The sequence below is a fragment of the Cohnella silvisoli genome (genome assembly GCF_021190915.1).
GTDB classification, from domain to species: Bacteria; Bacillota; Bacilli; order Paenibacillales; family Paenibacillaceae; genus Cohnella; species Cohnella silvisoli.
On record NZ_JAIOAP010000011.1, the window covers coordinates 17053 to 43123 of the forward strand.

General features: G+C 47.9%; 26 protein-coding genes and 1 pseudogene. 22 read left to right on the plus strand and 5 right to left on the minus strand.

The genetic code is table 11. The features are described 5' to 3' along the window. The first annotated feature begins 26 nt into the window (after positions 1 to 26). Together K7P76_RS19765 and K7P76_RS19770 are read left to right on the plus strand one after the other, a co-directional pair. Entirely contained in the window at positions 27 to 1127 is a 1101-nt protein-coding gene (locus tag K7P76_RS19765) for a hypothetical protein (RefSeq protein ID WP_232187038.1), read from the plus strand. A gap of 160 nt (positions 1128 to 1287) precedes the next feature. Then, on the plus strand, positions 1288 to 2046 hold the full coding sequence (locus K7P76_RS19770) for an SDR family NAD(P)-dependent oxidoreductase (RefSeq protein WP_232187039.1): 759 nt from the start codon (positions 1288 to 1290) through the stop codon (positions 2044 to 2046). A gap of 14 nt (positions 2047 to 2060) precedes the next feature. On the opposite strand, the gene K7P76_RS19775 is transcribed toward K7P76_RS19770, so the two are convergent. The 3 genes from K7P76_RS19775 to K7P76_RS19785 all read right to left on the minus strand — a co-directional run bounded on the left by K7P76_RS19775 (position 2061) and on the right by K7P76_RS19785 (position 3917). Then, positions 2061 to 2966 carry a TIGR01777 family oxidoreductase gene (locus tag K7P76_RS19775; RefSeq protein WP_232187040.1) on the minus strand — a complete coding sequence of 302 codons (906 nt, stop codon included), beginning with the start codon at positions 2964 to 2966 and terminating at the stop codon, positions 2061 to 2063. A gap of 20 nt (positions 2967 to 2986) precedes the next feature. After that, the gene (locus K7P76_RS19780) at positions 2987 to 3400 is read right to left on the minus strand and encodes a LytA/YqiH family protein (RefSeq protein WP_232187041.1); all 414 of its coding nucleotides are present in this window, start codon (positions 3398 to 3400) and stop codon (positions 2987 to 2989) included. Between the two features lie 82 nt (positions 3401 to 3482). After that, positions 3483 to 3917: a DUF2621 family protein gene (locus K7P76_RS19785; RefSeq protein WP_232187042.1), complete on the minus strand. Its 435-nt coding sequence runs from the start codon at positions 3915 to 3917 to the stop codon at positions 3483 to 3485. Positions 3918 to 4053: 136 nt separating this feature from the next. On the opposite strand from K7P76_RS19785, the gene K7P76_RS19790 reads away from it, so the two are divergent. From K7P76_RS19790 to K7P76_RS19810, 5 genes are all read left to right on the plus strand, one after another. Next, positions 4054 to 5184, plus strand: a complete 1131-nt coding sequence (locus K7P76_RS19790; protein ID WP_232187043.1) for a deoxyribonuclease IV — start codon at positions 4054 to 4056, stop codon at positions 5182 to 5184. Positions 5185 to 5215: 31 nt separating this feature from the next. Next, complete coding sequence (gene purU, locus K7P76_RS19795) at positions 5216 to 6115, plus strand: formyltetrahydrofolate deformylase (RefSeq protein WP_232187044.1); 900 nt, start codon at positions 5216 to 5218, stop codon at positions 6113 to 6115. A 155-nt stretch (positions 6116 to 6270) separates the two neighbouring features. Next, on the plus strand, positions 6271 to 8283 hold the full coding sequence (gene tkt / locus K7P76_RS19800; protein WP_232187045.1) for a transketolase: 2013 nt from the start codon (positions 6271 to 6273) through the stop codon (positions 8281 to 8283). 20 nt (positions 8284 to 8303) lie between these two features. Beyond that, positions 8304 to 8618: a pyrimidine/purine nucleoside phosphorylase gene (ppnP, locus tag K7P76_RS19805; RefSeq protein ID WP_232187046.1), complete on the plus strand. Its 315-nt coding sequence runs from the start codon at positions 8304 to 8306 to the stop codon at positions 8616 to 8618. An 81-nt stretch (positions 8619 to 8699) separates the two neighbouring features. Then, the gene (locus tag K7P76_RS19810) at positions 8700 to 9659 is read left to right on the plus strand and encodes an Rpn family recombination-promoting nuclease/putative transposase (RefSeq protein WP_232187047.1); all 960 of its coding nucleotides are present in this window, start codon (positions 8700 to 8702) and stop codon (positions 9657 to 9659) included. An 80-nt stretch (positions 9660 to 9739) separates the two neighbouring features. Here K7P76_RS19810 and K7P76_RS19815 read toward each other — a convergent pair whose 3' ends face one another. Next, positions 9740 to 10132 (minus strand): PilZ domain-containing protein, encoded by a 393-nt coding sequence (locus tag K7P76_RS19815; protein ID WP_309244780.1) that lies wholly within the window; start codon positions 10130 to 10132, stop codon positions 9740 to 9742. Next, positions 10115 to 10996, minus strand: a pseudogene (locus K7P76_RS19820) (NAD(P)-dependent oxidoreductase); the annotation flags it as partial. The pseudogene K7P76_RS19820 and the gene K7P76_RS19815, both read right to left, overlap by 18 nt. A gap of 221 nt (positions 10997 to 11217) precedes the next feature. Between K7P76_RS19820 and K7P76_RS19825 the strand changes: the two are divergent. From K7P76_RS19825 to K7P76_RS19895, 15 genes are all read left to right on the plus strand, one after another. After that, positions 11218 to 12567, plus strand: a complete 1350-nt coding sequence (locus tag K7P76_RS19825) for a glucose-6-phosphate isomerase (protein ID WP_232187048.1) — start codon at positions 11218 to 11220, stop codon at positions 12565 to 12567. A 195-nt stretch (positions 12568 to 12762) separates the two neighbouring features. Further along, positions 12763 to 13548 (plus strand): tyrosine-protein phosphatase, encoded by a 786-nt coding sequence (locus K7P76_RS19830; RefSeq protein ID WP_232187049.1) that lies wholly within the window; start codon positions 12763 to 12765, stop codon positions 13546 to 13548. A 785-nt stretch (positions 13549 to 14333) separates the two neighbouring features. Continuing rightward, positions 14334 to 14630 carry a hypothetical protein gene (locus K7P76_RS19835; RefSeq protein ID WP_232187050.1) on the plus strand — a complete coding sequence of 99 codons (297 nt, stop codon included), beginning with the start codon at positions 14334 to 14336 and terminating at the stop codon, positions 14628 to 14630. Positions 14631 to 14878: 248 nt separating this feature from the next. Then, entirely contained in the window at positions 14879 to 15634 is a 756-nt protein-coding gene (locus tag K7P76_RS19840; protein ID WP_232187051.1) for a YveK family protein, read from the plus strand. After that, positions 15615 to 16307: a CpsD/CapB family tyrosine-protein kinase gene (locus tag K7P76_RS19845; RefSeq protein WP_232187052.1), complete on the plus strand. Its 693-nt coding sequence runs from the start codon at positions 15615 to 15617 to the stop codon at positions 16305 to 16307. Before K7P76_RS19840 ends, K7P76_RS19845 begins: the two co-directional genes overlap by 20 nt. Before the next feature lie 285 nt (positions 16308 to 16592). Further along, positions 16593 to 17498, plus strand: a complete 906-nt coding sequence (galU, locus tag K7P76_RS19850) for a UTP--glucose-1-phosphate uridylyltransferase GalU (RefSeq protein WP_232187053.1) — start codon at positions 16593 to 16595, stop codon at positions 17496 to 17498. Further along, positions 17498 to 18193, plus strand: coding sequence for a sugar transferase (locus tag K7P76_RS19855; RefSeq protein WP_232187054.1), 696 nt, complete (start codon positions 17498 to 17500; stop codon positions 18191 to 18193). Before galU ends, K7P76_RS19855 begins: the two co-directional genes overlap by 1 nt. Before the next feature lie 21 nt (positions 18194 to 18214). Continuing rightward, positions 18215 to 19330 (plus strand): glycosyltransferase family 4 protein, encoded by a 1116-nt coding sequence (locus K7P76_RS19860; RefSeq protein WP_232187055.1) that lies wholly within the window; start codon positions 18215 to 18217, stop codon positions 19328 to 19330. Continuing rightward, positions 19323 to 20645 carry an O-antigen ligase family protein gene (locus tag K7P76_RS19865; protein WP_232187056.1) on the plus strand — a complete coding sequence of 441 codons (1323 nt, stop codon included), beginning with the start codon at positions 19323 to 19325 and terminating at the stop codon, positions 20643 to 20645. Before K7P76_RS19860 ends, K7P76_RS19865 begins: the two co-directional genes overlap by 8 nt. Next, positions 20642 to 21811, plus strand: a complete 1170-nt coding sequence (locus K7P76_RS19870; RefSeq protein ID WP_232187057.1) for a glycosyltransferase family 4 protein — start codon at positions 20642 to 20644, stop codon at positions 21809 to 21811. The genes K7P76_RS19865 and K7P76_RS19870 overlap by 4 nt, the downstream gene beginning before the upstream one ends. Then, entirely contained in the window at positions 21812 to 22933 is a 1122-nt protein-coding gene (locus tag K7P76_RS19875) for a glycosyltransferase (RefSeq protein ID WP_232187058.1), read from the plus strand. 4 nt (positions 22934 to 22937) lie between these two features. Then, positions 22938 to 23510: an LbetaH domain-containing protein gene (locus tag K7P76_RS19880; protein ID WP_232187059.1), complete on the plus strand. Its 573-nt coding sequence runs from the start codon at positions 22938 to 22940 to the stop codon at positions 23508 to 23510. 45 nt (positions 23511 to 23555) lie between these two features. Next, entirely contained in the window at positions 23556 to 24098 is a 543-nt protein-coding gene (locus K7P76_RS19885; RefSeq protein ID WP_232187060.1) for an acyltransferase, read from the plus strand. A gap of 32 nt (positions 24099 to 24130) precedes the next feature. Beyond that, the gene (locus K7P76_RS19890; RefSeq protein WP_232187061.1) at positions 24131 to 25168 is read left to right on the plus strand and encodes a glycosyltransferase family 4 protein; all 1038 of its coding nucleotides are present in this window, start codon (positions 24131 to 24133) and stop codon (positions 25166 to 25168) included. Further along, positions 25165 to 26064: a glycosyltransferase family 2 protein gene (locus tag K7P76_RS19895; protein ID WP_232187062.1), complete on the plus strand. Its 900-nt coding sequence runs from the start codon at positions 25165 to 25167 to the stop codon at positions 26062 to 26064. Before K7P76_RS19890 ends, K7P76_RS19895 begins: the two co-directional genes overlap by 4 nt. The last annotated feature ends 7 nt before the right edge of the window (positions 26065 to 26071 follow it).

Consider the following 26071-nt stretch of genomic DNA (forward strand, 5'->3'; position numbering starts at 1 on the left):
ATGAGGAGAAAAAGGAGTGGACTGCAATGAAGAAAAGAGTAGCGGCAATCATTACGGAATACTGGGACATCTGCCATGCCGACGTTATTATATCGAAGATGCTGGAAGGCTTTCGCATAGACGGGCGTGCTTATACCTCGACGCTTGAAATCGTATCCTTCTATGTGGATCAATTCCCGGATAACGATATGAGCCGCGGAATGGCCGCGAAACACGGTATTCCGATATACGGGACGATACGGGATGCGCTCCTCTGCGGGCAACCGGCTTTTGATCTGGACGGCATTATTCTAATAGGTGAGCATGGCGATTATCCCGATAACGAAATTGGACAAACCTTATACCCGCGACGCCGATTTTTCGAACAATGCCTGGAAGTGATGCTTGAAGCTGGCCGCGTCGTTCCCGTATTCACCGATAAAGGGTTTGCAGTCGTGCATGAGGATATCGAATGGATGTATGAACAGATCAAGCGCCATAACATCCCTTTCATGTCCAGTTCCGTTGTGCCTTACTCCCCGCAGCGGCCAGCCGAAAAGCCGTTCCCGAATGGCGCTCCGCTGCACAAAATGTTCGGATTCTCATATGGTCCGGTCGAGCGATATATCTATCATACGCTGGAAATGATGCAGTCGATTGCCGAAGAACGGGCATATGGCGAGTCGGGGATTCGCAGTGTCAAGGCGTATAAGGACGACGAGGCGATAGGACGGCTGCTGTCCGACGATTGGAATGGTTTATACCGGGCGTTGGGCGGATTTATCAATCTGCGCGATCTGGATGCTTTTCCGAGCGAAGTTAAGGATCCTGTATTCCTAGAGGTGGAATATGTGGATGGTCTGAGGTCGGGTGTGTTTATGGGCAATCCGGAAGTCGTAACGTTCGCCGCCGCCTATCAAGCGTATGAAGAGGAAGCGCCGATCTGCAAGGAGTTTGTGCTGCAAGGGCAAAAGCCGTATATCCATTTCGCGCGGCTGGTGCTTGAGATTGAGAAGTTTATTCATACAGGTCGGGCGCCGCACGCAGTCGAACGTTCGCTGCTTACGACCGGAGCTCTTGATGCCTGCATGCGCTCGCTTCATAGTGGTAAAGCCGTCGATACGGAGTACTTAAACATTAAATATTGAACATTTGGAAAAATAATAGCGGGGGTTGTCCTGAGAATAAGGGGCAGCCCCCGTACTCTATTCCTAAATATCAGTTAAAAAATAATCACAAAAGTATAAATTGTTGCCTATTTAAGCTTCTCTGTTATTCCTATAATTTTATTGTGGAGTGTGACGAACGATGAATTCATTAAGCTTGCAAGATAAAGTCATTCTCATTACCGGAGCACTGGGTGACGGCGGGGCGGGGGCGATTAAGCTTTTCCTGAAGAAGGGGGCTTCAATTGCCGCAACCGACCTGAAGTCCATCGATAAGTTCCCGGAATGGGAAGTTTTGCAGAAGCAATACGGAAGCGATCGTATGTACTACATGGAGTCAGACTTTACGAACGAGGATCAAGTGCAATCCGTCATGGAGGGGGTCGATCGATATTTCGGCAGGCTGAACGGAGCCTATCATAACGTTTATGCGAATCCCTCGCTCAGCATAGCTGAGATGTCCATGCAGGATTGGGAGCAATCGCTCCGGGGAACGTTAACAAGCGCATTTCTTATGTGCAAGTATGCAGCGCAATTAATGATCGCATCGGGAGGGGGATCCATCGTTAACACTTCTTCCATTCTGGGCACGAAACCAAGTGGCGCCAATGCCTCTTACGGCGCTGGGAAAGCGGGAATGGAGCAGCTAACGAGATATGCTGCCGTTGAATATGCGAAATACGGCATTCGCGTGAACGCGGTTGTTCCAGGCGACTTCAAGGGCGAGCAGTTGCTCGCAACGATGCCGCCTTCGCATTTCGAGGAGATGAGAGCCATAACGTTGATAGGAAGAAGCGGAACGACGGATGAAATTAATGAAGTGGCAGCGTTCTTGTTATCCGACGCGGCTACCTATGTGACCGGTTCGATGTATCCGGTTAACGGGGGATTATGGATATAAGGATGTAAAAAGCCCTAGCGGGTAATTTCCCGCAGGGCTCCTTCAAGTTTAGGAAAGGCAAAGACAAATCCATGTTCCAATGCTTTGCGAGGCATTGCTTTCTGTCCGAAGAGCACTAACGTGCTCATCTCCCCCAGTATAGACCGGAGTAAAACGGCAGGTACGGGAAACCAATGCGGGCGGCGGGTTACTTTTCCGAGAATTCTTCCAAACTCGTCGTTGGACACCGGGTCGGGTGCGACAGCGTTAACCGGGCCTGAAATTGCGGGATTATCCAGACAGAAGAGAATGAGAGAAACCATGTCCTGAAGATGAATCCAGGGCAAACCTTGTTTTCCGTTACCCATGCGTCCCCCGCCGAACAATCGATAGGGCAGATGAATGAGCGGAAAGGCGCCGCCCTCGCGCGCACAGACGAGTCCGATTCTCAGCTTTACCAAGCGCCGAACCGGAATTCGATCCGCGGCCTTTTCCCATTCAACGACGGTTGTTCCGAGAAAATCGGCAGGTCTCGCGGATGAACTTTCGTCAAACACCTGCTCTCCCGAATGCCCGTACAAAGAAATTCCCGAAGCGTTAACGACGACATTAGGCGGCGAGTTCATTCGCCCTAGATTATCGGCAATGTTTGCTGCTGCTTCTATGCGGGAGGATAGAATTCGTTCTTTAGCCTTCTCGCTCCATCTCTGGTTAATGGATTCTCCAGCTAGATTAACGATACCGTCAATGTCACCCATTCGATTCGCATCGGATTTCCATTCCGCCCAAGTCACATAATGCGGGTGGGGAAGGGTGGCATCATAAGGAGGCTTTACGGGTACTGTTCTCGTAACAATCCACACTTCATCCCCGCGGGATAACAAAGCTTGCGTCAGCGCTTTTCCGATGAATCCCGTACCGCCGCACAGCATTAGGCGCATTGCGCCCCTCCTCACATGACTTACTCTTTATCGATCGAAACGATGGTCAGCTGTTTGACTTCTTTGCCGTCTACGTCCAACATTTCTTCGGTGAATTGAAATTTAACTTTCGTTCCTTCTTTCCACGGCTCAACCTTATCAGCTATCTCAGGACTGATTTGGAAAGCGGTCGGACCGTCTGCTGTTTGAATCTCAAGCGAATGGGTATCTTGGAGACCGTTGTATTCACCCGTAGAATTCTGAACTTCAGGAGAAGCGGAAGGGCTTGCGCTCTCGGTTTCAGGAGCTGAGCTCGCGCTCGGGCTTGCCGAAACGGAAGGACTGGCGGATGGAGAAGCATCGGAATTGTTATTGTTGCTGCAAGCCGTTCCCATTAGGACCAGAGTAAGTACGGCAACGCTCATTACCATAGCCGTCTTGTTGTTTTTCTTCATTATGACTTACACCTCCTATGAGGTTAGACGAATGAAAGCAGTAAAGGTTTCGTTTTTTTAAGGACAAGCCAATGCCCGGATCTCATCTAAACAGGTGGTTATACGCGGAATAATCGATCTGGTTTTTCTCCAGAAAGTCCTTTAGACTGCGGTGATCCCGAGCGGGAGTCGCCCGAATATAGCCTTCGATGCAATGAGCGCTCGTGACTTCGGAAGCGCCGCTTTCGACGGCTAGTTGGCCGATCTTGGCCGCGATGGAATGACTGGCAATGTCCCGGAATGGACCGGGGACAGGGGAAACGAGCTTATGCAGCATTTCCTTCGATTCTTCCGTCCACAACTCTCGGCTGCGCTCTACCCAATAATTTTGCCAATCGAGTTTCGATTTCCCGTCTCTCTGCGGCAATACTTTCAAAAACTTGCGGAACATGAAAAATCCGCCTACGCTCATAAACAAGATTAGCACGACGGTCCAAAACCAGATGAAATACATAAACCAATCCGGCGCGGATTTCATAAACATCACCTCATTCTGAAATTATATCTCATTTCTAGATTTATTTCGACGTTCGCGATACAATAAGAAATGATTGCGAAAATAGGCCCCCATAACGCATTCGGGGTACGGAGCGGAATACGAAAGGAGCAATTATATGTTGAAGATTGGATCACACGTATCTTTTTCCGACACAGGATTGTTGAATGCAGCTAATGAGGCAGTATCATACGGTTCCGGCACATTCATGATTTACACGGGAGCACCGCAAAATACCCGCCGAAAACCGATTGAGGATTTATACATCCCTCAAGGCAAAGAAGTGATGGCGGCCAACGGTATTGGCGAAATCGTCGTACATGCCCCTTACATCGTTAATCTTGGCTCTTATAAGGATGATACTTATCGGCTTGCCGTCGATTTCCTTCAAGAGGAAATTCGCCGTACGGACAAAATCGGCGTGAAGAACATCGTCCTGCATCCGGGTGCGTATACGGATAAGGATGCGGAATACGGCATCGCCCGAATTGCCGAAGGACTGAACGAAGTGCTGGAAGGAACGAAGGAGACTGACGTCAACATTGCGCTTGAGACGATGGCTGGGAAAGGCACGGAAATCGGGCGCAGCTTCGAGGAACTGGCGCAAATTATTGAGCGAGTTCATCTAAATGGTCGCTTGACGGTATGTATGGATACATGCCACATCCACGACGCGGGTTATGACATCGTTGGAGATATTGATGGTGTGCTTCGTAAGTTCGACGAAATCGTCGGTTTGGATCGTATTGCGGTCGTACACGTGAATGACAGCAAAAATCCGGTAGGCGCCGGTAAAGACCGGCATGCCCCAATCGGTTCAGGTTGGATCGGTTATGAGGGCATTGCAGGTGTAGTCGGGCATGAGCTTCTTAAGGACAAGCCGTTCATTCTCGAAACCCCTTGGATCGGCAAAAAAGAGGCGACGGAGCGTCCGATGTACGAGGCGGAAATCGCGATGTTAAGCGGCAATACTGCGGAGCGGTTCGGCGGGGAGTTCCTTGAAGACGTGGAACGTTTGCATTATTTCTTCGATAAAGTAGGAATTGAATCCCGTTTATACGTACTGAATACTTGGGAATTGCTTAAATCCGATGCCAAAGCAAGAAAAGCGGATCCGCGTGAACCGATGGAACGGCTCTACGATATGCTGATGGAGCAACGCGTTTTGTCAGGCGAGCTTAGCGAAGAAGCGGTTAATCAACGTCTGCTAGGTTTCCTTGCAGGGCAGGAATGGCTTTCTAGTTTATAAGGCGTAGTGTTATGCAGAGAGGAAGAAAAGAATGAGTCACAGTTATGAACCCCAGGAGATCAACCGCAGGGAAGACAAGAGCATCCGGGCTCGCATGTTGATTTCCTGTCCTGACCGAGCCGGAATCGTGGCGGCTGTGTCGCAGTTTCTATACGAACAGGGCGCGAATATCGTACAGTCCGATCAATATACGATGGACCCGGAAGGCGGCATGTTCTTCATGCGGATCGAATTCGATCTGCAGGAATTAGAGCAGCGGCTGTCTTCGCTTCAAGAGGATTTTACCCGCGTTGCGGACCGTTTCTCCATGCGCTGGAGCATTTTCCGCGCTGCTAGACGCAAGAGAATCGCGATCTTCGTATCGAAGGAAGACCATTGTTTGGTTGAACTGCTATGGCAATGGCAAGCGGGAGACTTGGATGCGGAAATCAGCATGGTGATAAGCAACCATGACGATATGAGGAGCCTGGTCGAATCATTCGGCATCCCTTATCATCATGTTCCGGTCACGGCGGAAACCAAGTCTGAAGCCGAGCAGAAGCAACGGGAATTGACTGCCGGAAAAATCGATCTCATCGTACTGGCGAGATACATGCAAATCGTATCTCCGAAGTTTATCGAGCAGTATCATAATCGGATCATCAATATCCATCACTCCTTCCTCCCGGCTTTTGTTGGAGGCAAGCCTTATCAGCAAGCCTATAATCGCGGAGTAAAGCTGATTGGCGCAACGGCGCATTACGTAACGGAAGAGCTGGATGGCGGGCCGATTATCGAGCAGGATGTACAGCGGGTAAGTCACCGTGATAACGTTAATGAACTGAAGCGGATGGGACGCCATATTGAACGGATTGTTCTTGCACGCGCAGTCAAGTGGCATGTGGAAGATCGGTTGCTCGTTTATCAGAATAAAACCGTTGCTTTCGTGTAGTATACCACTTGTACGGACATGTAATGGCAATCCCAAAATGTCCATGTTACAATGTACAGGATAAATTAAACAGGTTCAATTGTGGTTATTACTGTACGATTCACGGCGAAAGTATCCGGAACGTACGTGAATAGAATTGAGGAGGTTTTTTTTCAATGACTTTCAGCAACAATGCGATTGATCAATTATCGATAACAACGATCCGTACGCTTTCAATCGATGCCATCGAGAAAGCTAAATCCGGTCATCCGGGCATGCCGATGGGGTCCGCTCCGATGGGCTACCAATTGTTCGCCAAGACGATGAAGCATAATCCTTCCCGTCCTCAGTGGATCGACCGCGACCGTTTTGTTTTGTCGGCAGGTCATGGTTCGATGCTGTTGTACTCTTTGCTTCATCTGAGCGGTTACGACTTGCCGCTAGAGGAGCTTAAAAACTTCCGTCAATGGGGCTCTTTAACACCGGGACATCCCGAATTCGGACATACGGCAGGCGTTGATGCGACAACCGGCCCGCTCGGCCAAGGAATCGCGATGGCTGTCGGCATGGCAATAGCTGAAGCGCAGCTATCTTCTACTTACAATCGCGAAGGCTACGATATCATTAACCACTTTACTTACTCCATCTGCGGAGACGGAGATTTAATGGAAGGAATATCCTCCGAAGCTGCATCGATGGCGGGTCATATGAAGCTGGGCAAACTGGTTGTCCTATACGATTCCAATGACATTTCCCTCGATGGAGAGCTGAATCTGTCGTTCTCCGAGAACGTAGGCAAACGTTTTGAAGCCTATGGTTGGCAGTATTTGCGCGTAGAGGACGGCAACGATCTCGGCGCATTGGCGAAGGCGATTGAGGAAGCTCAAGCGGACGTCAGCAAACCGACGTTGATCGAAGTAAAAACGGTCATCGGTTTCGGTTCTCCGAACAAGGGCGGCAAAGGCGGACACCTAGGCCCGCACGGTTCCCCTCTCGGAACGGACGAAGCAAAATTAACAAAAAACTTCTATGAATGGCAGCATGAAGATTTCTTTGTACCAGAAGAAGTTCGTACTCATTTCGCTGCAGTGAAACAAGCAGGCGAACAAGCGAATGCGGCTTGGGATGCTCTGTTTGCGAAATATAAAGCCGCCCATCCTGAGTTGGCCGCCCAATTCGAGGGCGCGCTTTCCCGTGAATTGCCAAGTGGCTGGGATGCCGATCTGCCGGTCTATTCAACTTCCGACAAGCCTCTATCTACTCGCGTTGCATCGGGTAATGCATTGAACGGATTGGCTAAGAACGTTCCTTACTTAGTCGGAGGATCCGCGGATTTGGAAAGCTCGACGATGACACATTTGAAAGGTCTTCCGCTATTCAAGCCAGGCAGTTATGATGGCCGGAACATCTACTTCGGCGTTCGCGAATTCGGAATGGCTGCCGCCATGAACGGAATCATGCTGCATGGCGGATTAAAAGTATACGGCGGTACGTTCTTCGTATTCACCGACTACCTCCGCCCTGCGGTTCGTCTAGCTTCGATTATGGGTCTTCCGGTCGTATACGTGTTGACGCATGACAGTATCGCAGTCGGCGAAGACGGTCCTACGCATGAGCCGATCGAGCAACTGGCTTCGATTCGTATTATCCCGGGACTAACGGTTATTCGTCCGGCTGATGGCAACGAAACGTCCGCTGCTTGGGCGTACGCGCTGCAAAACAATGATAATCCGGTTGCGTTGGTATTGACGCGCCAAAACTTGCCGATTCTCGAAGGAACGGCGTCCGCCCGCGACAATTTATCCAAAGGCGGGTATATCGTATCCGAAGCGGCGAACGGTCAGCCGCAAGGTATCTTAATCGCGACGGGCTCGGAAGTTCAGCTTGCCGTCGCTTCCCAGAAAGCATTGGCGGAGAAAGGCGTTCACGTTCGCGTCGTCAGCTTGCCAAGCTTCGATCTGTTCGAGAAGCAAGACCAAAGCTACAAGGATAGCGTCCTGCCTAAAGCAATCAAAGCCCGTCTTGCAATCGAGATGGCTCATCCGTTCGGTTGGGAGCGTTATGTCGGAGATAGCGGCGCCGTTGTCGGCATCACGACTTTCGGAGCATCCGCGCCGGGCGATCGCGTCATTCAAGAATATGGCTTCACGGTAGATAACGTGGTAGCTCAATTCAATAAATTGCTGTAATAAGGGAGCCGGGGAATTCGATGTCACAGTACAACAATGTTTCCGTAGTTAAGAAGGCTAACGTATACTTCGAAGGCAAAGTAACGAGCCGTACGGTTCTGTTCGAAGACGGAACGAAAGTAACGCTCGGCATTATGCTTCCGGGCGAGTACGAATTCGGTACCGCACAGAAGGAAATTATGGATATCCAAGCGGGAGAGCTTTCCGTTCTGCTTCCGGGCAATGAGGAATGGCTGGAAATCACCGAGCCGACGGAATTCGAGGTGCCTGCTAACGCCAGCTTTAAGCTGAAAGTTAAGACGGTAACGGATTATATTTGCTCGTATTTAGATTAACCGGTATTTAGCAATACGGTCGTGAAGAACACGCCGTCTGAACTCCTTTAAGGAGGGATCAGGCGGCGTTTTTGTATTTAAATGCCCAAAGGAGGAAATCAGGTGAGGGATAAAAAAGCGACTATACCGCATGATGAGGCATTCAAGAAGCTGCTTCAGACTTTTTTCGCAGAGTTTATCGAGTTGTTTTTTCCAGAGTTGAATTCGTTACTGGATCATTCACACAGCCGGCTGTTGATGAAGGAATTGCTTCATGATATTGTCGGCAAAGAGGCACGAAGTGTTGATTTACTGCTAGAGACCCGTTATAGGGCGTTGGATGCGTTTATTTTGGTGCATTTGGAGCCGCAGTCTTATCTACAGGAAGATTTTAATGAAAGAATGTTTATTTATTTCAGCCGACTGTATGAAAAGTACCGTAAAACGTATAAGATCATCATTCCGATTGCTATTTTCTCATCAGATGAATTGCGAGAGGAATCGGATACGTTGACGATGGAAATTCCGAGTCGCCAAATCAATCGTTTTCATTTTTATAAGGTTGAGCTAAAACGTCAAGATTGGCGCCGTTTTATGTTGTCGGATAATCCTGTAGCCGCTGCGTTGTTAGTCAAAATGGGGTATAATAAAAAAGAAGAACGGGAAGTACGGTTGGCATATTTACGAATGATTCTAAGATTGAGAAAAAAATTGGATGAGGCACGATTGGCGCTTATTATGTCTGTTGCTGATTTGTATTTCGAGCCGGATATCATACGGGATGAATCGATATTGCAAGAAATTCGGGAAAAATACCCAGAGGAAGGGGATAGTATTATGGAATTGATGCCCGCCTGGTCACGTTGGGGATATGAAAAGGGAATTGAAGAGGGGATTGAAAAAGGGATCGAAGAGGGAATCGAAACGGGTATTCTAAAGGGCAAAGTTGAGGAACGCAGGATGATCATACGGAAATTGCTCACTAAAGGATTTCCTGCCGAACAGGTTGCGGAGACGCTTGAACTGTCATTGGAAGAAGTGCGTGAATTGGAAAAACATTAAGGATCTGAACAAGTAAACCCACCATTCCCTTAATAGGACTTGGTGGGTTTACTTTTTTAATCTGAAGAGTTGCGGTTAGATTACTTAGTCTGGCTAGCAATATATTCCTGCAGTTGTAGGCGCTGATACAGCGGCAGAGCAGTTAACATACAGCCGTATTTGAACGTTCCGTTATTGCGTTCAATGCGGATAATCCGGCCGGTCACCGGAGGAATATCGGACTTCTGGAGGAAATGGATGACGATAAACATATCTTTCTCCAGCGGGAACTCCGATTCGATCTGTATGCCGTCTTCCGATAAATCCCGTAAAGAGCCGTTTACGGACTGACCGCTGAAGCCTCCGTCGCCCTCCCATTGGTAGATGGACATCATGAGAGGAATATCGAGCGGCAGGCGAGTTTTCTTCCTTCGTTCGGTGCCCTTCTTCTCGACTTTGGCCGGAGTGACGGGATCTCCGATTCTTTTGCCGATCCAATTCTCGTATATATGTGCGAGCGCGGCTAGATCCGATTCGCCGTAACCCGCGGATTGTCCTAGCTGGAATAGGCTTTTGGCAGCCTCCAGCATCGGAGTCGATACGCCTAACGAATCGGTTAGGACGGATGACAGCCTTAAATCCTTGAGCATGAGCGCAAGGGAAAACTGCACGCTGAAATCGTGATCGATGATCTTCTGCCCTTTAAGGTCCGCTTGTTTGCTGGCAGCGCCGCCGGATTGCACGACACGGAGGAACGAGGAAACGTCGATTCCGCTCTTGGCGGCAATCGCCATGCCCTCGATCAGGCCGGCCGCGTTGATTCCGACGATCGTGTTATGGGCGAGTTTGGCGGTTGCGCCGCTTCCGTGTTCTCCCATATAAATAACCGCGCGGCCCATCGTAAGGAGAATATCATGGTGATCTTCAATCGTTTGCTTGTCGCCGCCTGCCATGAACAAGAGCGTACCCTCAATGGCCGCAGGCTTGCTGCCGGTTACGGGCGCATCGATGAAGTCGCAGAAACGATCCGTAACTTCAGCTGCAAGCCGTCTTGCTAACGTTGGCGAGATGGTACTGCTATCGATAATAGTCGTTCCGGGTTTGAGTTCCTTAAGAATGCCGTCGCTGCCGAAGTATACTTCTTCGATCGCTTGGTCGTTGCTAATCATCGTGAGGATCACGTCTACCCTTTTGGCTGCCTCAAGCGGCGATGAAGCGACATCCGCCCCGAGCTCGAGCAATTGCTCCTCTTTGCCGGGTGTACGATTATATACGGTGACTGGATAACCTTTGCGTAATAGGTTGGCAGCCATCGGTTCTCCCATCGTGCCTAAGCCAATAAATCCGATTGATTTCATTTTAGTGGTCCTCCGATTCGATAGAGTGCTTCAAATTTATTATACCACTGGTAACTATAAATTGGACGATCCTTCATAATCGAGCGTATAGATGGTAGGGTAACGTTGCATCCGTTGAATCTTCATCAAACCTTCATCCAACGTTGCTTGTGTCTGGCTTGTTTATTCAGTATTCTAAAGCTATATAAATTTTGAATGATATTGAGGGGGCACATATTGTAATGAGCAAAGACATTAAATTCGATTATTCCAAAGCGATACAGTTCGTCGGACAGCATGAGATTGATAACCTGGCACCAGCCGTCAAGCTGGCCCATGAGCAACTACATAATGGAACCGGCGCGGGATCGGACTATCTGGGCTGGATTAATTTGCCTTTTGATTATGACAAACAAGAATTCGCCCGCATACAGAATGCGGCGAAGCAAATTCAATCCGACTCCGAAGCTCTAGTTGTCATCGGAATCGGCGGTTCTTATCTCGGCGCTCGCGCGGCGATCGAATTCCTGCAGCACTCCTTCTACAACACGCTGTCCAAGGAACAACGCAAATCGCCTCAGATTTTCTATGCGGGCAATAACATCAGCTCTACTTATGTGACGCACCTACTGCAAGCTCTTGAAGGCAAAGACTGGTCCATTAACGTCATCTCCAAATCCGGCACGACAACCGAGCCTGCTATCGCATTCCGTATTTTCCGCGAAGCTCTCGAGAACAAATACGGCAAGGAAGAAGCTCGTAAACGGATCTACGCGACAACCGACAAAGCTCGGGGCGCACTGAAGGTATTGGCTGCGGAAGAAGGTTACGAGACGTTCGTTATTCCCGACGATGTAGGGGGCCGTTACTCGGTTCTGACCGCAGTCGGACTTCTGCCTATCGCCGCGGCGGGCATCGATATCGAGTCCATCATGAAGGGCGCGCAAGATGCTGCGACAGCTTTCAAAAACCCTAACCTAAGCGAAAATCATGCATACCAATATGCGGCTGTTCGTAACGCTTTGTACCGTAAAGGGAAGACGGTGGAAATCCTCGTTAATTACGAGCCGGGATTACACTTCGTATCCGAATGGTGGAAGCAGCTTTACGGCGAAAGCGAAGGCAAAGACTACAAAGGAATTTTCCCGGCGTCGGTCGATTTCTCCACGGATCTTCACTCCATGGGACAATTCATCCAAGAAGGCAATCGGATCATTTTCGAAACCGTGCTGCAGGTTGGAAAGTCTGCCGAAGAAATTACGATCGAGAGCAGCAAGGACGATCTGGACGGTCTGAACTTCTTGGCTGGCCAAACGTTGGATTTCGTTAATAAAAAAGCGTTCCTGGGAACGCTGTTGGCTCATACGGATGGTAACGTTCCGAATCTTATCGTGAACTTGCCGGATACGAGTCCATACACTTTCGGTTATCTGGTTTATTTTTTCGAGATTGCTTGCGGCGTGAGCGGCTATTTACTCGGCGTGAATCCGTTTAACCAAGAGGGCGTAGAAGCCTACAAGAAGAACATGTTCGCATTGCTCGGCAAGCCCGGGTTTGAAGAGCAGAAGAAGGCGTTGGAAGCTAGACTTTAGGATAAAGAGAAAAGGGCGGTTGTACAGGGAATGTTTCCGTACAACCGCTCTTTCTTTGTCTCGCGTTAGACATTTCTAATCAACGGTGAAGGTATGTAATGCTGATAATTCGACTTCCGTGTGATAGAATAAGGTCAAGTTTGCCTCCCAGGTAAGTTTGATTCTACTGTTCTATTCAAGGGAGTGAAGAACGGCATGATAGACATTCATACGCACATACTACCCGGAGTGGATGACGGAGCAGCGAATTGGGATGATACTTTGATTATGGCTCGAGCAGCCGTTGCAGAGGGAATTACAACGATCATCGCGACGCCGCACCACGCAAATGGGTACTATAATAACAGAGCAGTCGAAGTAACAGAGCACACCCTTCGCATTAACGAGCAGTTAATAGCGGCGGGTGTGCCTGTTGTTATTAGGTCCGGACAAGAGATTCGGGTGCATGACGATCTGTTGGAGGCGTGGTACAGGGGAGAATTGCTGCCTTTAGCCGGCTCTAATTATGTGTTAATAGAGATGCCCTCCTCTCGTATACCAAAGGAAATGAACGAGCTCATTCATGAACTCCATATTATGGAATTAGTACCTATTATTGCTCATCCAGAACGTAATGCGGAAATCGTGAGGCACCCGGAGCGGCTGGCAGAGTTGATCAAGGCTGGTGCATTCGCGCAGGTTACAACCCACTCGTTGCTCGGCGGGTTCGGCAGGCAAATTGAACAAGTTGCTTGGTCGCTTTGCAGAAGCGGACTCATTCATATCGTTTCGTCGGATGCGCATCATTTGGAGCGCAGAGGATTTCGGATGAACGAGGCTTATACCGCTATCCGAGAGCGTATGGGAGAGCAGTGGGAGAATTATTTTCTAAGCAATGCGATTTGTGTTGCAGATAACAAACCCTTTGGCAACAAACCTGTCGCAGCGCCCTCGTCCGATGGTGTAATCCGTCGTTTGTTTTCCTATTTTTCCAGCAAATAGTCCAAATTGGATGAGCAGGTAAGAGGCAAGCCCTATGAGTGGTAAATTTAGGAGTAGGGTCGGCGGTATTTTGGCGCATTAACCGTGATGCTGAAGTTGTAAATATATTCTGAACCAATGGTAATAAAATCCCGATAGGCGCACTTTTGGGTGAGGAAATGACTTTCTAAATTACCAATAAACGGAAGTTTTATAGGAACTTTTTAGGAACTCTTTAGGAACCGAGCCCATCCGCTATTGGCAGAAAAGCTTGGTTTCTTTGTTTTTTGGATAATTGAAACGCTTACTTTTCCCGAATATATCCCATAAAAGAACTGCGATTAATGTCGAATGGGTTTTTCTGCCCGGATTTTCTAGGACGCTAGTCAATAGTCCTTATTTCATCATAAGTATAGAAGCAGACCTTCAAGTTACATGATAGTAATAAATAATAGTTATCCTTGTCTCTACGGGGATTAGAAGCAATATATGCGTGCATGCATGAATGAGTCTAAAGTATGAATACTGAAAAAAGGTGATAAAGCGCTTCCACTTGAAAAAATTAACACAAGAGACATTAAAAATGAACGGATTTCATATGGAAATCATTCTGAAAATGAGCAGGAATGTCTAATCGACACTATGTCTTTATTCCCTCATGAATTTTCGCTTTCTATGTCATACTAGGATCAATCACATTAAACTTAAATTAAAACCTCCTAATATAAGTTGTATTCTATGTCGAGTTATAGCAAGCTAGACTTGTCAAAAGATGAAGTGACTTGATTGAGTGGAGGAGATTAAAGATGAACGTTTCGAATCGAGAGCAGAAGCAAGTAAGGCTGAAGCAATTTTTGAAAATCTTATCCGAAGATCCTTCTCTATTGAACCAAGATGGGTTTGAGGAAACGAGGTCGTTATCCGAGCTTCTTATGTTCACCGGCTATTTGCCCCGGAACGAACCCGTTGACATGGCTGAGCTTGTATCGCTGCTTTTAAAGAAGATGGGGCATGAAGCCGGCTCGGACGATATGATGGAATACATCATGAATGGCGGAACGGTCGATGATTTTATAAATACAGGCAGACAAGAGGCTACATAATCGTAATTAGGAATTCGTGCGATTTGGCGATTTCTAGGAAACAAGTACGCCCATTTGTTCGCGAAACGAATAATTATTGAAATATTATATTCCTTAAGAATATGTTATAAACACGACTGGATGCTTGCCTGAATAAGCTTTACCCAAAAGGTCGCGTTACGAGAATAAGTTATTAATTAAATATTCGAAATGAATATTTATGCAAAGCGGCGCAAAAAGATGACTTAACGAGTAACGGAGGAAACAATTTGGAACTAAAACAATATTGGATCATCGTCAAACGAAGGCTGTTATTGATAGCTTTGATTATTACCGTAAGCTGTCTGACCATCGGCATCTATTCCTACTACTTCATCCAACCGCAGTATCAAGCTTCCGCTAAACTAATCGTCAATCAGTTCAAGGATAGCAGTTCGCTGCTTCCGAGTATTGACGTTGGCTCCATTAACTCCACGATCGGGCTTATCAAAACCTACAAAGAAATCATTAGAACGCCGCGAATTATGAAAAAAGTCGTCGAAGAGTATCCGGAGCTTAAGCTAACGTACGGTCAGCTTATCGGTAAAGTGAGCGTAAGTTCGGTTAATGAAACGCAGGTCATGTCCGTATCCGTCCGAGATGATTCTTATGAGAAGGCGGCCAAAGCCGCAAACGCGGTTGCGGTTATTTTTCAAAAAACGGTTCCTACGCTGATGAAGGTAGACAATGTCTCCGTTCTGGATTTTGCCGATCCCAAGGAATTTCACGGTCCGGTCGCTCCGAATCCGAAGTTGAATATCGCCGTCGCCTTCATGCTGGCTTTAATGCTGGGGATAGGCATTTCTTTCCTGCTGGATTATTTGGATGACACGATCAAGACCGAGGAGGATATCGAGACGCTGCTTGGAGTTCCGGTACTGACTTCGATTCCAAGGTTTAAGGAAAGTGACGCCACTGAGCGTGGCAACAAAGTTCCGATAACGAAAACGGCCGGGAGGGAAAACAATGTCTCGCTTGACTCCTAAATGGAACCTGATAACGGAAACGAATCCGAAATCGCCGATCTCCGAAGGGTATCGGATGCTGAGGACAAACATCGAGTATTCGTCGATCGACCAATCATTGCAAATCATTATGGTCACCTCGTCCAAGCCGAGTGAAGGAAAAAGCACCACATGCGCCAATATGGCCGTCGCTTTCGCTCAAACGAACAAACGTGTGCTGCTGATCGATGCCGATCTAAGGAAACCGACGCAGCATCATATTTTCGGCAAGTCCAACCGTATCGGCTTAACGACTGCTTTGTTTCATCAGAAAGAGCTGCGGGATGTCATTCAGCATACGAACACGGACAACCTGTCGTTGATACCCGCCGGCCCGACTCCGCCGAATCCTTCAGAGCTGCTTTCGTCGAAGCGAATGGCCGCGCTGCTAGAGACGACGAAGGGAATGTACGATGTGATCATCATCGACACTCCGCCTGTCCTGTTCGTGACGGACGCTCAAATCGTAGCGGCTCAAAGCGATGGCGTCGTTCTCGTCATAGACTCGGGAAAAGTGAAAAAAGAAGTTGCGTTCAAAGCGAAGGCGTCTCTCGATCATGTGAAAGCCAAGCTGATCGGCGTCGTTCTGAATAACATCAATCGGAAACATGCTGATTCCTATTACTACTATTACGGAGAGAGGAACGACGCTTAACGTTGCTCCTCCGATCAATAGACGAGTTGGCAATATAGGTAATGTCTCCTGCACCTCTATCACCGGAGGCACTCGGTCATGCTGTGGGTCAGCCGACCTTAGACGTTCGTCGTCAAGGGTATGACGTGAGGAAGGGTTCAATGCCCTGCAATCTTTACGTTTTCCTCGAATTTTTGTCTAAAAGTCCGAGCTATGCTCTTCGGTAGGAAGGAAAGCATAGCTCGCATTTTTAGCGTCTCGTGACAATGCGAGTAAATAAAAAAAACAGGATAGGGTGAAATCAGAATGGAAAAAGTGAGAAAAGCGATTATCCCCGCCGCAGGTTTAGGTACCCGTTTTTTACCGGCAACAAAAGCGATGCCGAAAGAGATGCTTCCCATTGTTGATAAGCCGACCATCCAGTACATCGTGGAGGAAGCTATCGAATCGGGAGTAGAAGACATCATCGTCGTGACCGGTAAAGGAAAACGGGCGATCGAAGACCATTTCGATATCGCATTCGAACTCGAACACATTTTAGAGGAAAAAGGGAAGCTCGACATACTGGAAAAAGTCAGAAAATCATCCAATGTTAATCTTCATTATATTAGGCAAAAAGAGGCCAAAGGGCTTGGCCACGCCGTATGGTGCGCGCGTAATTTTATCGGAAACGAGCCGTTTGCCGTTCTCCTTGGAGACGATATCGTAGAAGCCGAGATTCCGTGCACCAGGCAGTTGATCGAACAATACGAGCGTACGGGACGATCGGTAATCGGCGTTCAGACGGTAGGCGTAGATCAAACGCACCGATACGGAATCGTTGATCCGGGCGAGAGAATGGACAACCTCTATCAAGTCAATCGTTTCGTAGAGAAGCCTCCGAAAGGACAGGCGCCTTCCAACTTGGCGATTATGGGCCGATATGTTCTGACTCCCGATATTTTCGAGTATTTGGGTCGGCATGAACGCGGCGCAGGCGGAGAAATTCAACTCACGGATGCGATTCAAAGACTAAACGAGGATGTAGGCGTTTATGCTTACGATTTTCAAGGCATTCGTTATGACGTAGGTGAGCAGCTCGGCTTTATTATGACTACGATCGACTTTGCGCTCCGGAATAATGATCTAAGACATCAGCTTATGTCCGAACTGGGGGAAATCATGGAACGGGAGCTTGGCAAACAATTAATAGCTGGAAGGAGTGAGCGATAATGACTCCACAATATCGGGATGAAGCGGTGGTGGGAGTTACAGATTATTATTCGAATGTACCGAAGCAACAAGAAAGCCGCCGAACCTTTAACATGTATTCATTTCTTAAGCGTACCATTGACATTGTAGGTTCAATATTTGGTTTGATTTTGCTTAGTCCGCTGTTTGCTATGATTGCCATTGCTATTAAATTGGAAGATCCTAAAGGTCCTGTTTTCTTCCACCAGACGAGGATTGGCAAGAACGAAAAGCCGTTTCGGATTTACAAATTCCGTTCTATGTGTACCGATGCCGAAGAGAGGCTGAGGGATCTGCTCGATAAGAACGATATCGCCGGCGCCATGTTCAAAATGAAAGAGGATCCGCGAATTACGAAGGTCGGGAAGTTTATTCGCAAGACGAGCATCGATGAGCTGCCGCAATTATTCAATGTTCTTCGAGGAGAGATGTCGCTGGTCGGCCCTAGACCTCCAAGTAAGCGGGAAGTTATGGATTATACGAAATATGATAAGAAGCGTTTGTCCGTAACGCCGGGTTGTACGGGGCTATGGCAAGTCAGCGGAAGAAACGATCTCAGCTTCAAGGAAATGGTCGAATTAGATCTCGCTTATATCGAGAAGAAATGCATTTGGTTTGATATTAAAATTTTGCTGAGAACGGTGATCATCATTATTAACTCCAAGGGTGCGTACTAACTAGAAGATGGAGGCGAGAAAATGTCAAGAGTCCTGCATGTATCGGAGTTTACAAAAGGCGGCATTGAAACTCACCTTAACGAAGTGTTGAAGTACCAATCGGAAAGCCATGATATTTATCTTATTGTTTCCGAGCAGAATTCCAACCGGGATACGTTGCAGATTAGTCCCGATCGGTTGTTTCTGTACCCTTACCAGAGGAAACCGCAATATTTTCTTAAAGCGATGAGATCGATTCAAAAGACGGTTAACGAGATTAATCCGGATATCGTGCATGTCCATGGAACGTTCGCAGGGGTTTTCCTGCGAACGTTATTTTTTTTCAAAAGGAAACGTCCCGTCGTCATTTACTGCTCGCACGGATGGGCTTTTCTGATGGACACGGTGCCTTGGAAAAGGAAACTGTTCGCGTTGGTAGAGAAAGTGCTGTCGCTTCGAACGGATTTCATTATCAACATTTCGAATCATGAATACGAGATGGCCATGAACTACGGCTTGTCGTCCAAGAAATCGGTAGTCGTGTATAACGGGGTGTCGGATGCTCCTTCTTCGGACCATTTGCCGTTTGCCGTCAAGAAGGAAAAGATTAATTTGCTTTACGTAGGCCGTTTTGACCGACAAAAAGGCTTTGACCTGCTGCTCGAAGTATTTAACGAGCATATGTTCGCGGACGTCACCCTCTATTTGGTCGGCGATACCGTATTGAAACAATACGAATTCAAGTTCCCGGATAACGCGGTCAAGATTGGTTGGGTCGACAATTCGGAGATCGACCGTTACATGAAATCATGCGACGCCGTTATCGTTCCGTCGCGTTGGGAAGGGTTCGGCATCGTCGCGATCGAGGCGCTTCGGAATAAGAAGCCCGTCATCGCAAGCAACCGAGGCGCGCTGCCGGAAATTATCCAGCACGGCGTCAACGGTTATATTTTCGATTTCGACAATAAGGAAGAACTGGTCAGCGTCGTACGGTCACTGAACAAAAGCAAGCTGGCAGCGATGGGGGAAATCGGCGAGAGGATTTTCTACGAAAAATTCCATTCGGACAAAATGAACAAACAAATCGAACGGCTGTACGAGGCTGCCGTGAATAAACCAAACGATCGGTACTCCGTAACCGTCAAAAAATATGTCTAGATTTCTGCCGCTTTACCTTTGTCTCTTGCTGGTGCTGACCGTCTATCAGGATTTTCCCTTAGTTAATATGATCGGTGAAATAGGCAGATCGCCTATCATCGTGCTGTTTCCTCTTTTTATATTTTGCGAAATCGCGATGCTTGCCAAATACAAGAAGGTAATGCTTGGGTCGAAGCTGCAGAAGTATTTGCTCGCTTTTATCCTTTACCTAAGTTTTGTCAGCATCGTCTATGTTCTCGTTCAATTCATGCAGGGCAGCTACAGCTTCGGTTCGGAGAACCTGCTCGGCAAAGCGATCAAGGTATTGATCTATTTTATCGTGATCCTATTCTATATCAGGCATATGCAGCTCGTGTTCTCGAAAATAAAAAGCTATAAAGTGCTTTATAGCTGTTTTTTCGCCGTAGTTACGTTGTTAATCGTCATTATGATATTGGAGTTAATGAGCATCCCGAATGCGCTCACGTATTTGCATTCCGGCAGCAACCCCTATTGGAGAGTCAGGCTGCTCACCTCGGAAAGCAGTACAACGGGATCCATTATCGTCGTATATGCATCGATTTTGGTTTATCTGGCTCGGTACTTGAGTCGTTTTGCCAAGTCACTGTCCATCGTGTATGCTTCCGGATTTCTTCTGTTTTATTTATTCGTTACGGGATCGAAGGGCTTTTTGATCGTTAGCTTGCTGACGCTTGTCGTGACAATGATCAAATTTCTGGATTTCAGGAAAAAGAAAAATTTCCTTTTGCTCATTTCGGTTGTCCTGGCCATGTATTTGTTTATAACCTATTTCTCGGGGGGGCTGGTCAGTTCTTTTAACAACGATATCGAGAATTACACGTCGTCCTACACGCGGATGGGCACGATCATTATCTCACTGGCTACCGTCCTCCACAATCCGCTGGGCGTCGGAACGGGAGCATACTTAATGTATTTCGATAACTATGTGAACGACTCCATTAAATTGATGTCCCAATTCTATTACAACACATTCGGCATAAGCCAAATCAATGCCGGGGAGTTGCTGCAATACTCGGACTCCGATCAGAATTTGGGCGTCAAATCGGGCTTTTTCCAGTGGGTGATGTTCGGCGGGATATTCGCGGTAGTCTTCTTCTACCTATTAGCCAAAAACCTGATCGTTAAAGTGAAATCCAGCTCCATCCTGTTTCTGGCCCTTATATTTATCTTGCTTTCTCTGCTCTTCGTTGCGCTTGAGATTAAATATGAAGTGTGGCTGCTATTTGCCTTTATCAGCTTCTTTTTGGGTCAGAACGAGATCAACCAATCCAATAAGCAGAGGGCAGCGAAATGAAAATACTAGTCGTATGCAGTGATTTCCCATTTCCTGCCGACCACGGCGGAAGGGTCGATACGTGGGGAAGAATTAAGGTGCTGGCGGAGCTTGGCTGGAAAATCCAGCTTATCGTCTGCGGCAAACAAAGGCCTTCCGAGGCGGATGCGAATGCGGTTATGGCTTATGTCGAAGAAATGAAGTTCTGCGACCGAAGAAGCAGGCTGGCCGATCTGCTGCATGCCATTCCGATGCAGGCTCAGTCGAGAAACGAGCTAAAGCACGTCGACATCAAGGACGATTATGATTACGTGCTGCTTGAAGGCGACTACGTCTATCCCATTCTGAGCAATCCGAAAATCAGGCATGACAGCGTCATTCTGCGGGTTCATAACGACGAGGCCGTTTACTTCAAGGCGCTAGCCAGAAGCACCAAAAACGTCATCCATAAAATGTATTACCGCATGGAGAGCAGCAAATTCGCAAGACTGCAGAAGAAAATGCTGGAAAAGGTCGACAAATATTTGTTTATCTCCAATAAGGAGTTTGAAAGCTTCCAAAGGCATAACCCTTCGGCCAAAAGCTTGTTTTTGCCGCCGCCGGTCACCGAGGATACGTTCCGATCGAGTACGTTTCAGAGCAAACACGTCGTGTTTATCGGCTCGCTGTTCATGCCGAATAACCGGGAAGCGATTCAGTGGTATTTGGCCCATATTCACCCGTTGATGCTGAAGGAGCCGGATTACAAATTCATCGTGGCGGGTAATAGCAGGAATCAAAGCTTAAGTTGGCTCGAACAATACGATTTAACGAACGTGATCCTGCATGATACGCCGAAGAGCTTGGACGATATTTACAAAAGCGGTTATCTGTTCGTAAATCCGATGCAGAACGGCGCCGGCGTAAAGCTCAAGACGATCGAAGCGATTCAGAACGGGTTGCCGGTCATCTCGACCTCGATCGGCTACGAGGGCACCGGGCTTATCGATAATGAGCATATTATGGTTGCCGATAAGCCGGAGGAATTTTACGGAAAAATCAAGCTGCTGTTCGATAACCCCCAAGCGGCCAAAGCGTTGCTGGAGTCGTCGCAAACTTATATACGCAAGCATTATAACCATAAAGAGGTACTGAAAGGTTACATCAATTCGTTAAATACCAGTTATCAAATGAAGCAGGTGCTCTGAATGGATAACGGAAAAACGAACGTCATGTTTGTTACTCACGCGGATAAAAAGGGAGGCGCCGAACAAAGCCTCATCCATTTGATCAACTACTTGGATACGTCGAAATACCGGATTTATTTATTAAGTCCCGGCGACGCCGCTTTTTTGAATGAAATCAGGACGGAGTACGAGCACTTCCCGCTCCGCTTGAACAGCATTAAGAAAAAATTCGGATTCGGTTATTTGGAAACCGTCTTTCGCATTAAGGCATTCGTGAAGAAAAACCGGATCGAGATTATTCATGCCAACGGATGGCGGGCGCCATGGTATACGGCTCCGCTTAAATTCATGGTAAAAAGCAAACTCGTATGGCACCACAGGGATTATACGCATTTGCGGATGTTCAACCTTGTGCTGCCCAAATTTTTTGACCAGGTGATCTGTATTTCGCACTTTGTAGCGAACTCGATTCAAGGCAGCAACAAGACGATCATATATAACGGCGTCGATCCGGAATTGGCATTAACGCCCAAGAGCCGTACTTTTATGGAGGACGATACGCTCGTGATCGGGACGTTCGGACGAATCGTGGAATGGAAAAGATATCATCTCGTTATTGAAGCCGTCAAGAAATTGGCGGACAACAAAAGGTATAACTGGAAGCTGTTGATTGTGGGCGACACATCCGTCGACGGGTCGGACGGGTATTACAACGACTTAATTCATAAGGTTACGGAGTACGGTTTAGCCGAAAATGTTATCTTCTACGGTTATAGCCATAAACCGCTCGACGTCATGAAAGAGTGCGACCTTACGATTAATTTCTCGTTGAACGAGCCGTTCGGCAGAGTCATTATCGAGTCTCTGCTCGTGCAAACTCCCGTTATCGTATCCGATTCCGGCGGAGCGCCGGAAATTATTCGGGAGACAAGAGGCGGATTTATCGTGAAGGATGGGGATGTGGATGAGTTGTATCGGACCATTCGGCGCGTCTATGACAAAGTCGTCAACCATCAAGAGCTTTCAGACCAAGGATACTTCAACGTCATGACCGATTTTAACATGAAGACAATCGCCCAGAAGGTGGAGCACACTTACCATTTGTTAATGGCGCAGAACATGAAGTCGGAGGCGGCGGGATGATGCCATGAGTATCCAATACAACTCAATCAGCATCGGCAAACTGTTAGCCGTCCTGAAAGGAGCCGTCGTTCTGCCGATGAAAACCGATTCGGCCGGCAGGCTCGGCAGGATTTCAGGGAAATTGACGGTAAAAAACAAAGGCGAGTTTGTTATCGGAAGGAATGTCTCCTTTCACGCCAAACCGTTTCCGTCATCCATTACGGTCAATAAGGGCGCTAAGCTGTGGGTAGGAGACAACGTATTTTTCAACTATGGCTTGGATATCGGCTGCACGAAATCGATCCGGATTGGCAGCAATTCGATCATAGGTCCCATGGTTAACATGATTGATACGAACTTTCACCCGGTAGATATTGAGGACCGATCCCAAAGCAAAGATATTGTCATTTCGGATAATGTTTGGATTGGCAGAGGGGCAGTTATCCTTCCCGGCGTTACGATCGGACATAATTCCGTTATCGCATCAGGCAGCATTGTAACGCGGGATATTCCGGCCAATGTGCTGGCCGGCGGCACGCCTGCCAAGGTTATCCGCGAGATCAATGTTCCGAATGAATGGATCCGCAGATACAACTGAAGGTTTAGCGGAGATAAGCGCCTTTTGCCGGAGAGGGGACTTCGTTTGAGAGTGAGCAACCTGAAGCAAGCAATCAAAAAAGCTAACCGTGTTCTACGAGGCGTCTTCTTTTCTTTCAGAACGACGAAAAGCGGTTCATTGCTTCAAGTATCCGGTTCCCATATCGTTTCGAGATGCAGAAATACGAAACTAATCATCGGCAATAAGGTCATGCTCTATGACAGAGTGAATTTCTATCTGGATCAACCCGGAGCGGAAATCGTCATCGGCGACAGGACTTACATTAACCGTCGGACGGAGATCATGTCCAAGAATTCGGTTACGATCGGCAGTGGCTGCGCGATCTCATGGGACGTGATCATCTCGGATACCGATTATCATGAAATGGAAGGTACCTCGTCGACGAAGCCCGTCGTTATCGGCAATGAGGTTTGGATCGGCTGCAAATCTACCATTTTGAAAGGCGTTAATATCGGTAACGGAGCCGTTGTTGCCGCAGGGTCCGTCGTAACGAAAGATGTGGACCCCCATACGCTTGTTGCGGGGATACCGGCTAAGGCAATCAAAAAGAATGTCCGGTGGAAATGATTTTTGGGCAGGGCTTAGGGGAGAGCAAAGCGATGAAAGTATGGATGTGGCCGAAATCGAGCAAGTTGAACTTTTACAATGATTTATTGACGGACTCGCTAAGCGGCGCGGGGTTGGACATTAGAGATTTGAAGCATGGCAAGTTGATGCTGCAGGTCGGTCAAGCGAAATCCGGGGACATTGTCCACATTCACTGGATCCATCACGCCTACCAGAATCGAAATCCGCTGCTGTTTATCGCGAAATCTTTTATTTTCGTTCTGACGATGCTTTATCTGAAGCTGCGGAACGTGAAGCTGATATGGACGATTCATAATCTTTATCCGCATCATGCGAAGTACCCTAAGATGGAGCGCTTCATGCGAACGCTGATTTGCCGATTTTGCAGCAAGCTGATCGTCGCGTCCGAGTCGATAAAGCGGAAAGTCATGACGGAATTTAACGTTCCGGCAAGTAAGCTGTTCGTTGTCAAACACGGCCATTATTTGGGCGTGTATAAGCCGAAAGGAATAGATTTCAGGCGGATTTACGGTATCAGCGAAGATGCCGGCGTTTACTTGTTTCTCGGTGCCATCAAAGCTTACAAGGGCGTCGAGGATTTAATCGAATCCTTTAATGCGGTAAAGACGAAACAATCCTACCTGATTATAGCGGGAAAAGCGGACCAAGAGATGGAGTCGTATTTGCAGCGCGTAGAGGATACCGAAAATATCATCTTGGATTTACGATTTGTTCCCAATGAGGAGGTTGCCGATCTGATCAGCGCCGTGGATGTCATGGTGATGCCTTACAAAGAGATTACGACTTCGGGTTCGGCGATACTCGGGCTGTCGTTCAAGAAGCTGATCGTGATGCCGGACAATGAGTTCATCGACGAATATTTTCAGGATGACATGGTCGTCCGCTACGATCCGACCGATGCCAACGGACTTACAAACGCGATGAAAACAGCCTTGAATGTAAGAAAAGAAGGGAATGCGCCAAAGTATGAAGAGGTGCTTAAGGAATTGGAATGGAGCGCGATCGCTGAGCGGATCAAAAACGTTTATCAAGGATGGGATGAACGATGAAAGTAACGGTGGCCATCTGTACACATAACCGGGCCAAGGACACGGGAGAAGCGATTGAGAGCGTCCTTGCTCAAAGCTTTGATAAAAAGCAAATCGAAATCGTCGTCATCGATAACCGATCGACGGACGATACGGCGCAAGTCGTGAACGGCTTGCGGGAGCGGCACGGTCCAAGAGTTCGCTATATTCTCGAAAACAAGCTCGGACTGTCGGTTGCCCGCAACAGGGCGATTCGGGAGGCGAATGGCGAATTCATTCTCTTCCTTGATGACGATGCGCTTGCCTCCAGCCATTGGGTGCAGCATATTGTGGACGTCTTCGAAAGGGATAAGGCGATCGGCTGTGTCGGCGGTAGAATCGATCCCATATGGGAAACCGAGGAACCGGATTGGATCCCAGAGGAGTACCGCTCGGTTTTCACCATTCTCGATTATTCGAACGGGGTGAAGGAAATGCCTTCGCCATCGATTCCTTACGGTGCGAATGTCGCTTTCCGGACAAGCGTCTTCCGTCACATCGAACCGTTCCGCGAAGATTTGGGAAGGGTCGGTAAAAATTTGCTGTCGAGCGAGGAAAGCGAGCTGATTGCGAGGCTACGCGAAAAGTATAAGGTTTACTATACGTCGTATGCGTCGGTCAAGCACAAAATCGCCAAAGAACGAACGACCAGGAAGTGGTTTTTAAAGCGGATTTTCTGGCAGGGGGTAAGCGATGCGGTGAAGCGGCAGGATAAAAGCATTTTAGCCGTCTTAAAGCATACGATCCGCATGCTGCAGGCGATCGGAACGTCGCTGCTCTCGATTTTCCATTACAAGAGGTTCATCCGGCAGGTCGTTAAAATTTATTACCGCAACGGATCGATTGTCGGTATCCTGCGCTATAACAGTAGGGGTTGACGGAAAG

Bases quoted from the DNA above. Each gene is read 5' to 3' on its own strand.
- K7P76_RS19825 (WP_232187048.1), top strand. From the start codon at position 11,218: ATGAGCAAAGACATTAAATTCGATTATTCCAAAGCGATACAGTTCGTC.
- K7P76_RS19790 (WP_232187043.1), top strand. From the start codon at position 4,054: ATGTTGAAGATTGGATCACACGTATCTTTTTCCGACACAGGATTGTTG.
- galU (WP_232187053.1), top strand. From the start codon at position 16,593: ATGGAAAAAGTGAGAAAAGCGATTATCCCCGCCGCAGGTTTAGGTACC.
- K7P76_RS19830 (WP_232187049.1), top strand. From the start codon at position 12,763: ATGATAGACATTCATACGCACATACTACCCGGAGTGGATGACGGAGCA.
- K7P76_RS19835 (WP_232187050.1), top strand. From the start codon at position 14,334: ATGAACGTTTCGAATCGAGAGCAGAAGCAAGTAAGGCTGAAGCAATTT.
- K7P76_RS19880 (WP_232187059.1), top strand. From the start codon at position 22,938: ATGAGTATCCAATACAACTCAATCAGCATCGGCAAACTGTTAGCCGTC.
- K7P76_RS19845 (WP_232187052.1), top strand. From the start codon at position 15,615: ATGTCTCGCTTGACTCCTAAATGGAACCTGATAACGGAAACGAATCCG.
- K7P76_RS19875 (WP_232187058.1), top strand. From the start codon at position 21,812: ATGGATAACGGAAAAACGAACGTCATGTTTGTTACTCACGCGGATAAA.
- K7P76_RS19780 (WP_232187041.1), bottom strand. From the start codon at position 3,400: ATGAAGAAAAACAACAAGACGGCTATGGTAATGAGCGTTGCCGTACTT.
- K7P76_RS19865 (WP_232187056.1), top strand. From the start codon at position 19,323: ATGTCTAGATTTCTGCCGCTTTACCTTTGTCTCTTGCTGGTGCTGACC.
- purU (WP_232187044.1), top strand. From the start codon at position 5,216: ATGAGTCACAGTTATGAACCCCAGGAGATCAACCGCAGGGAAGACAAG.
- ppnP (WP_232187046.1), top strand. From the start codon at position 8,304: ATGTCACAGTACAACAATGTTTCCGTAGTTAAGAAGGCTAACGTATAC.
- K7P76_RS19770 (WP_232187039.1), top strand. From the start codon at position 1,288: ATGAATTCATTAAGCTTGCAAGATAAAGTCATTCTCATTACCGGAGCA.
- K7P76_RS19890 (WP_232187061.1), top strand. From the start codon at position 24,131: ATGAAAGTATGGATGTGGCCGAAATCGAGCAAGTTGAACTTTTACAAT.
- K7P76_RS19765 (WP_232187038.1), top strand. From the start codon at position 27: ATGAAGAAAAGAGTAGCGGCAATCATTACGGAATACTGGGACATCTGC.
- tkt (WP_232187045.1), top strand. From the start codon at position 6,271: ATGACTTTCAGCAACAATGCGATTGATCAATTATCGATAACAACGATC.
- K7P76_RS19855 (WP_232187054.1), top strand. From the start codon at position 17,498: ATGACTCCACAATATCGGGATGAAGCGGTGGTGGGAGTTACAGATTAT.
- K7P76_RS19860 (WP_232187055.1), top strand. From the start codon at position 18,215: ATGTCAAGAGTCCTGCATGTATCGGAGTTTACAAAAGGCGGCATTGAA.
- K7P76_RS19775 (WP_232187040.1), bottom strand. From the start codon at position 2,966: ATGCGCCTAATGCTGTGCGGCGGTACGGGATTCATCGGAAAAGCGCTG.
- K7P76_RS19870 (WP_232187057.1), top strand. From the start codon at position 20,642: ATGAAAATACTAGTCGTATGCAGTGATTTCCCATTTCCTGCCGACCAC.
- K7P76_RS19810 (WP_232187047.1), top strand. From the start codon at position 8,700: ATGCCCAAAGGAGGAAATCAGGTGAGGGATAAAAAAGCGACTATACCG.
- K7P76_RS19785 (WP_232187042.1), bottom strand. From the start codon at position 3,917: ATGAAATCCGCGCCGGATTGGTTTATGTATTTCATCTGGTTTTGGACC.
- K7P76_RS19895 (WP_232187062.1), top strand. From the start codon at position 25,165: ATGAAAGTAACGGTGGCCATCTGTACACATAACCGGGCCAAGGACACG.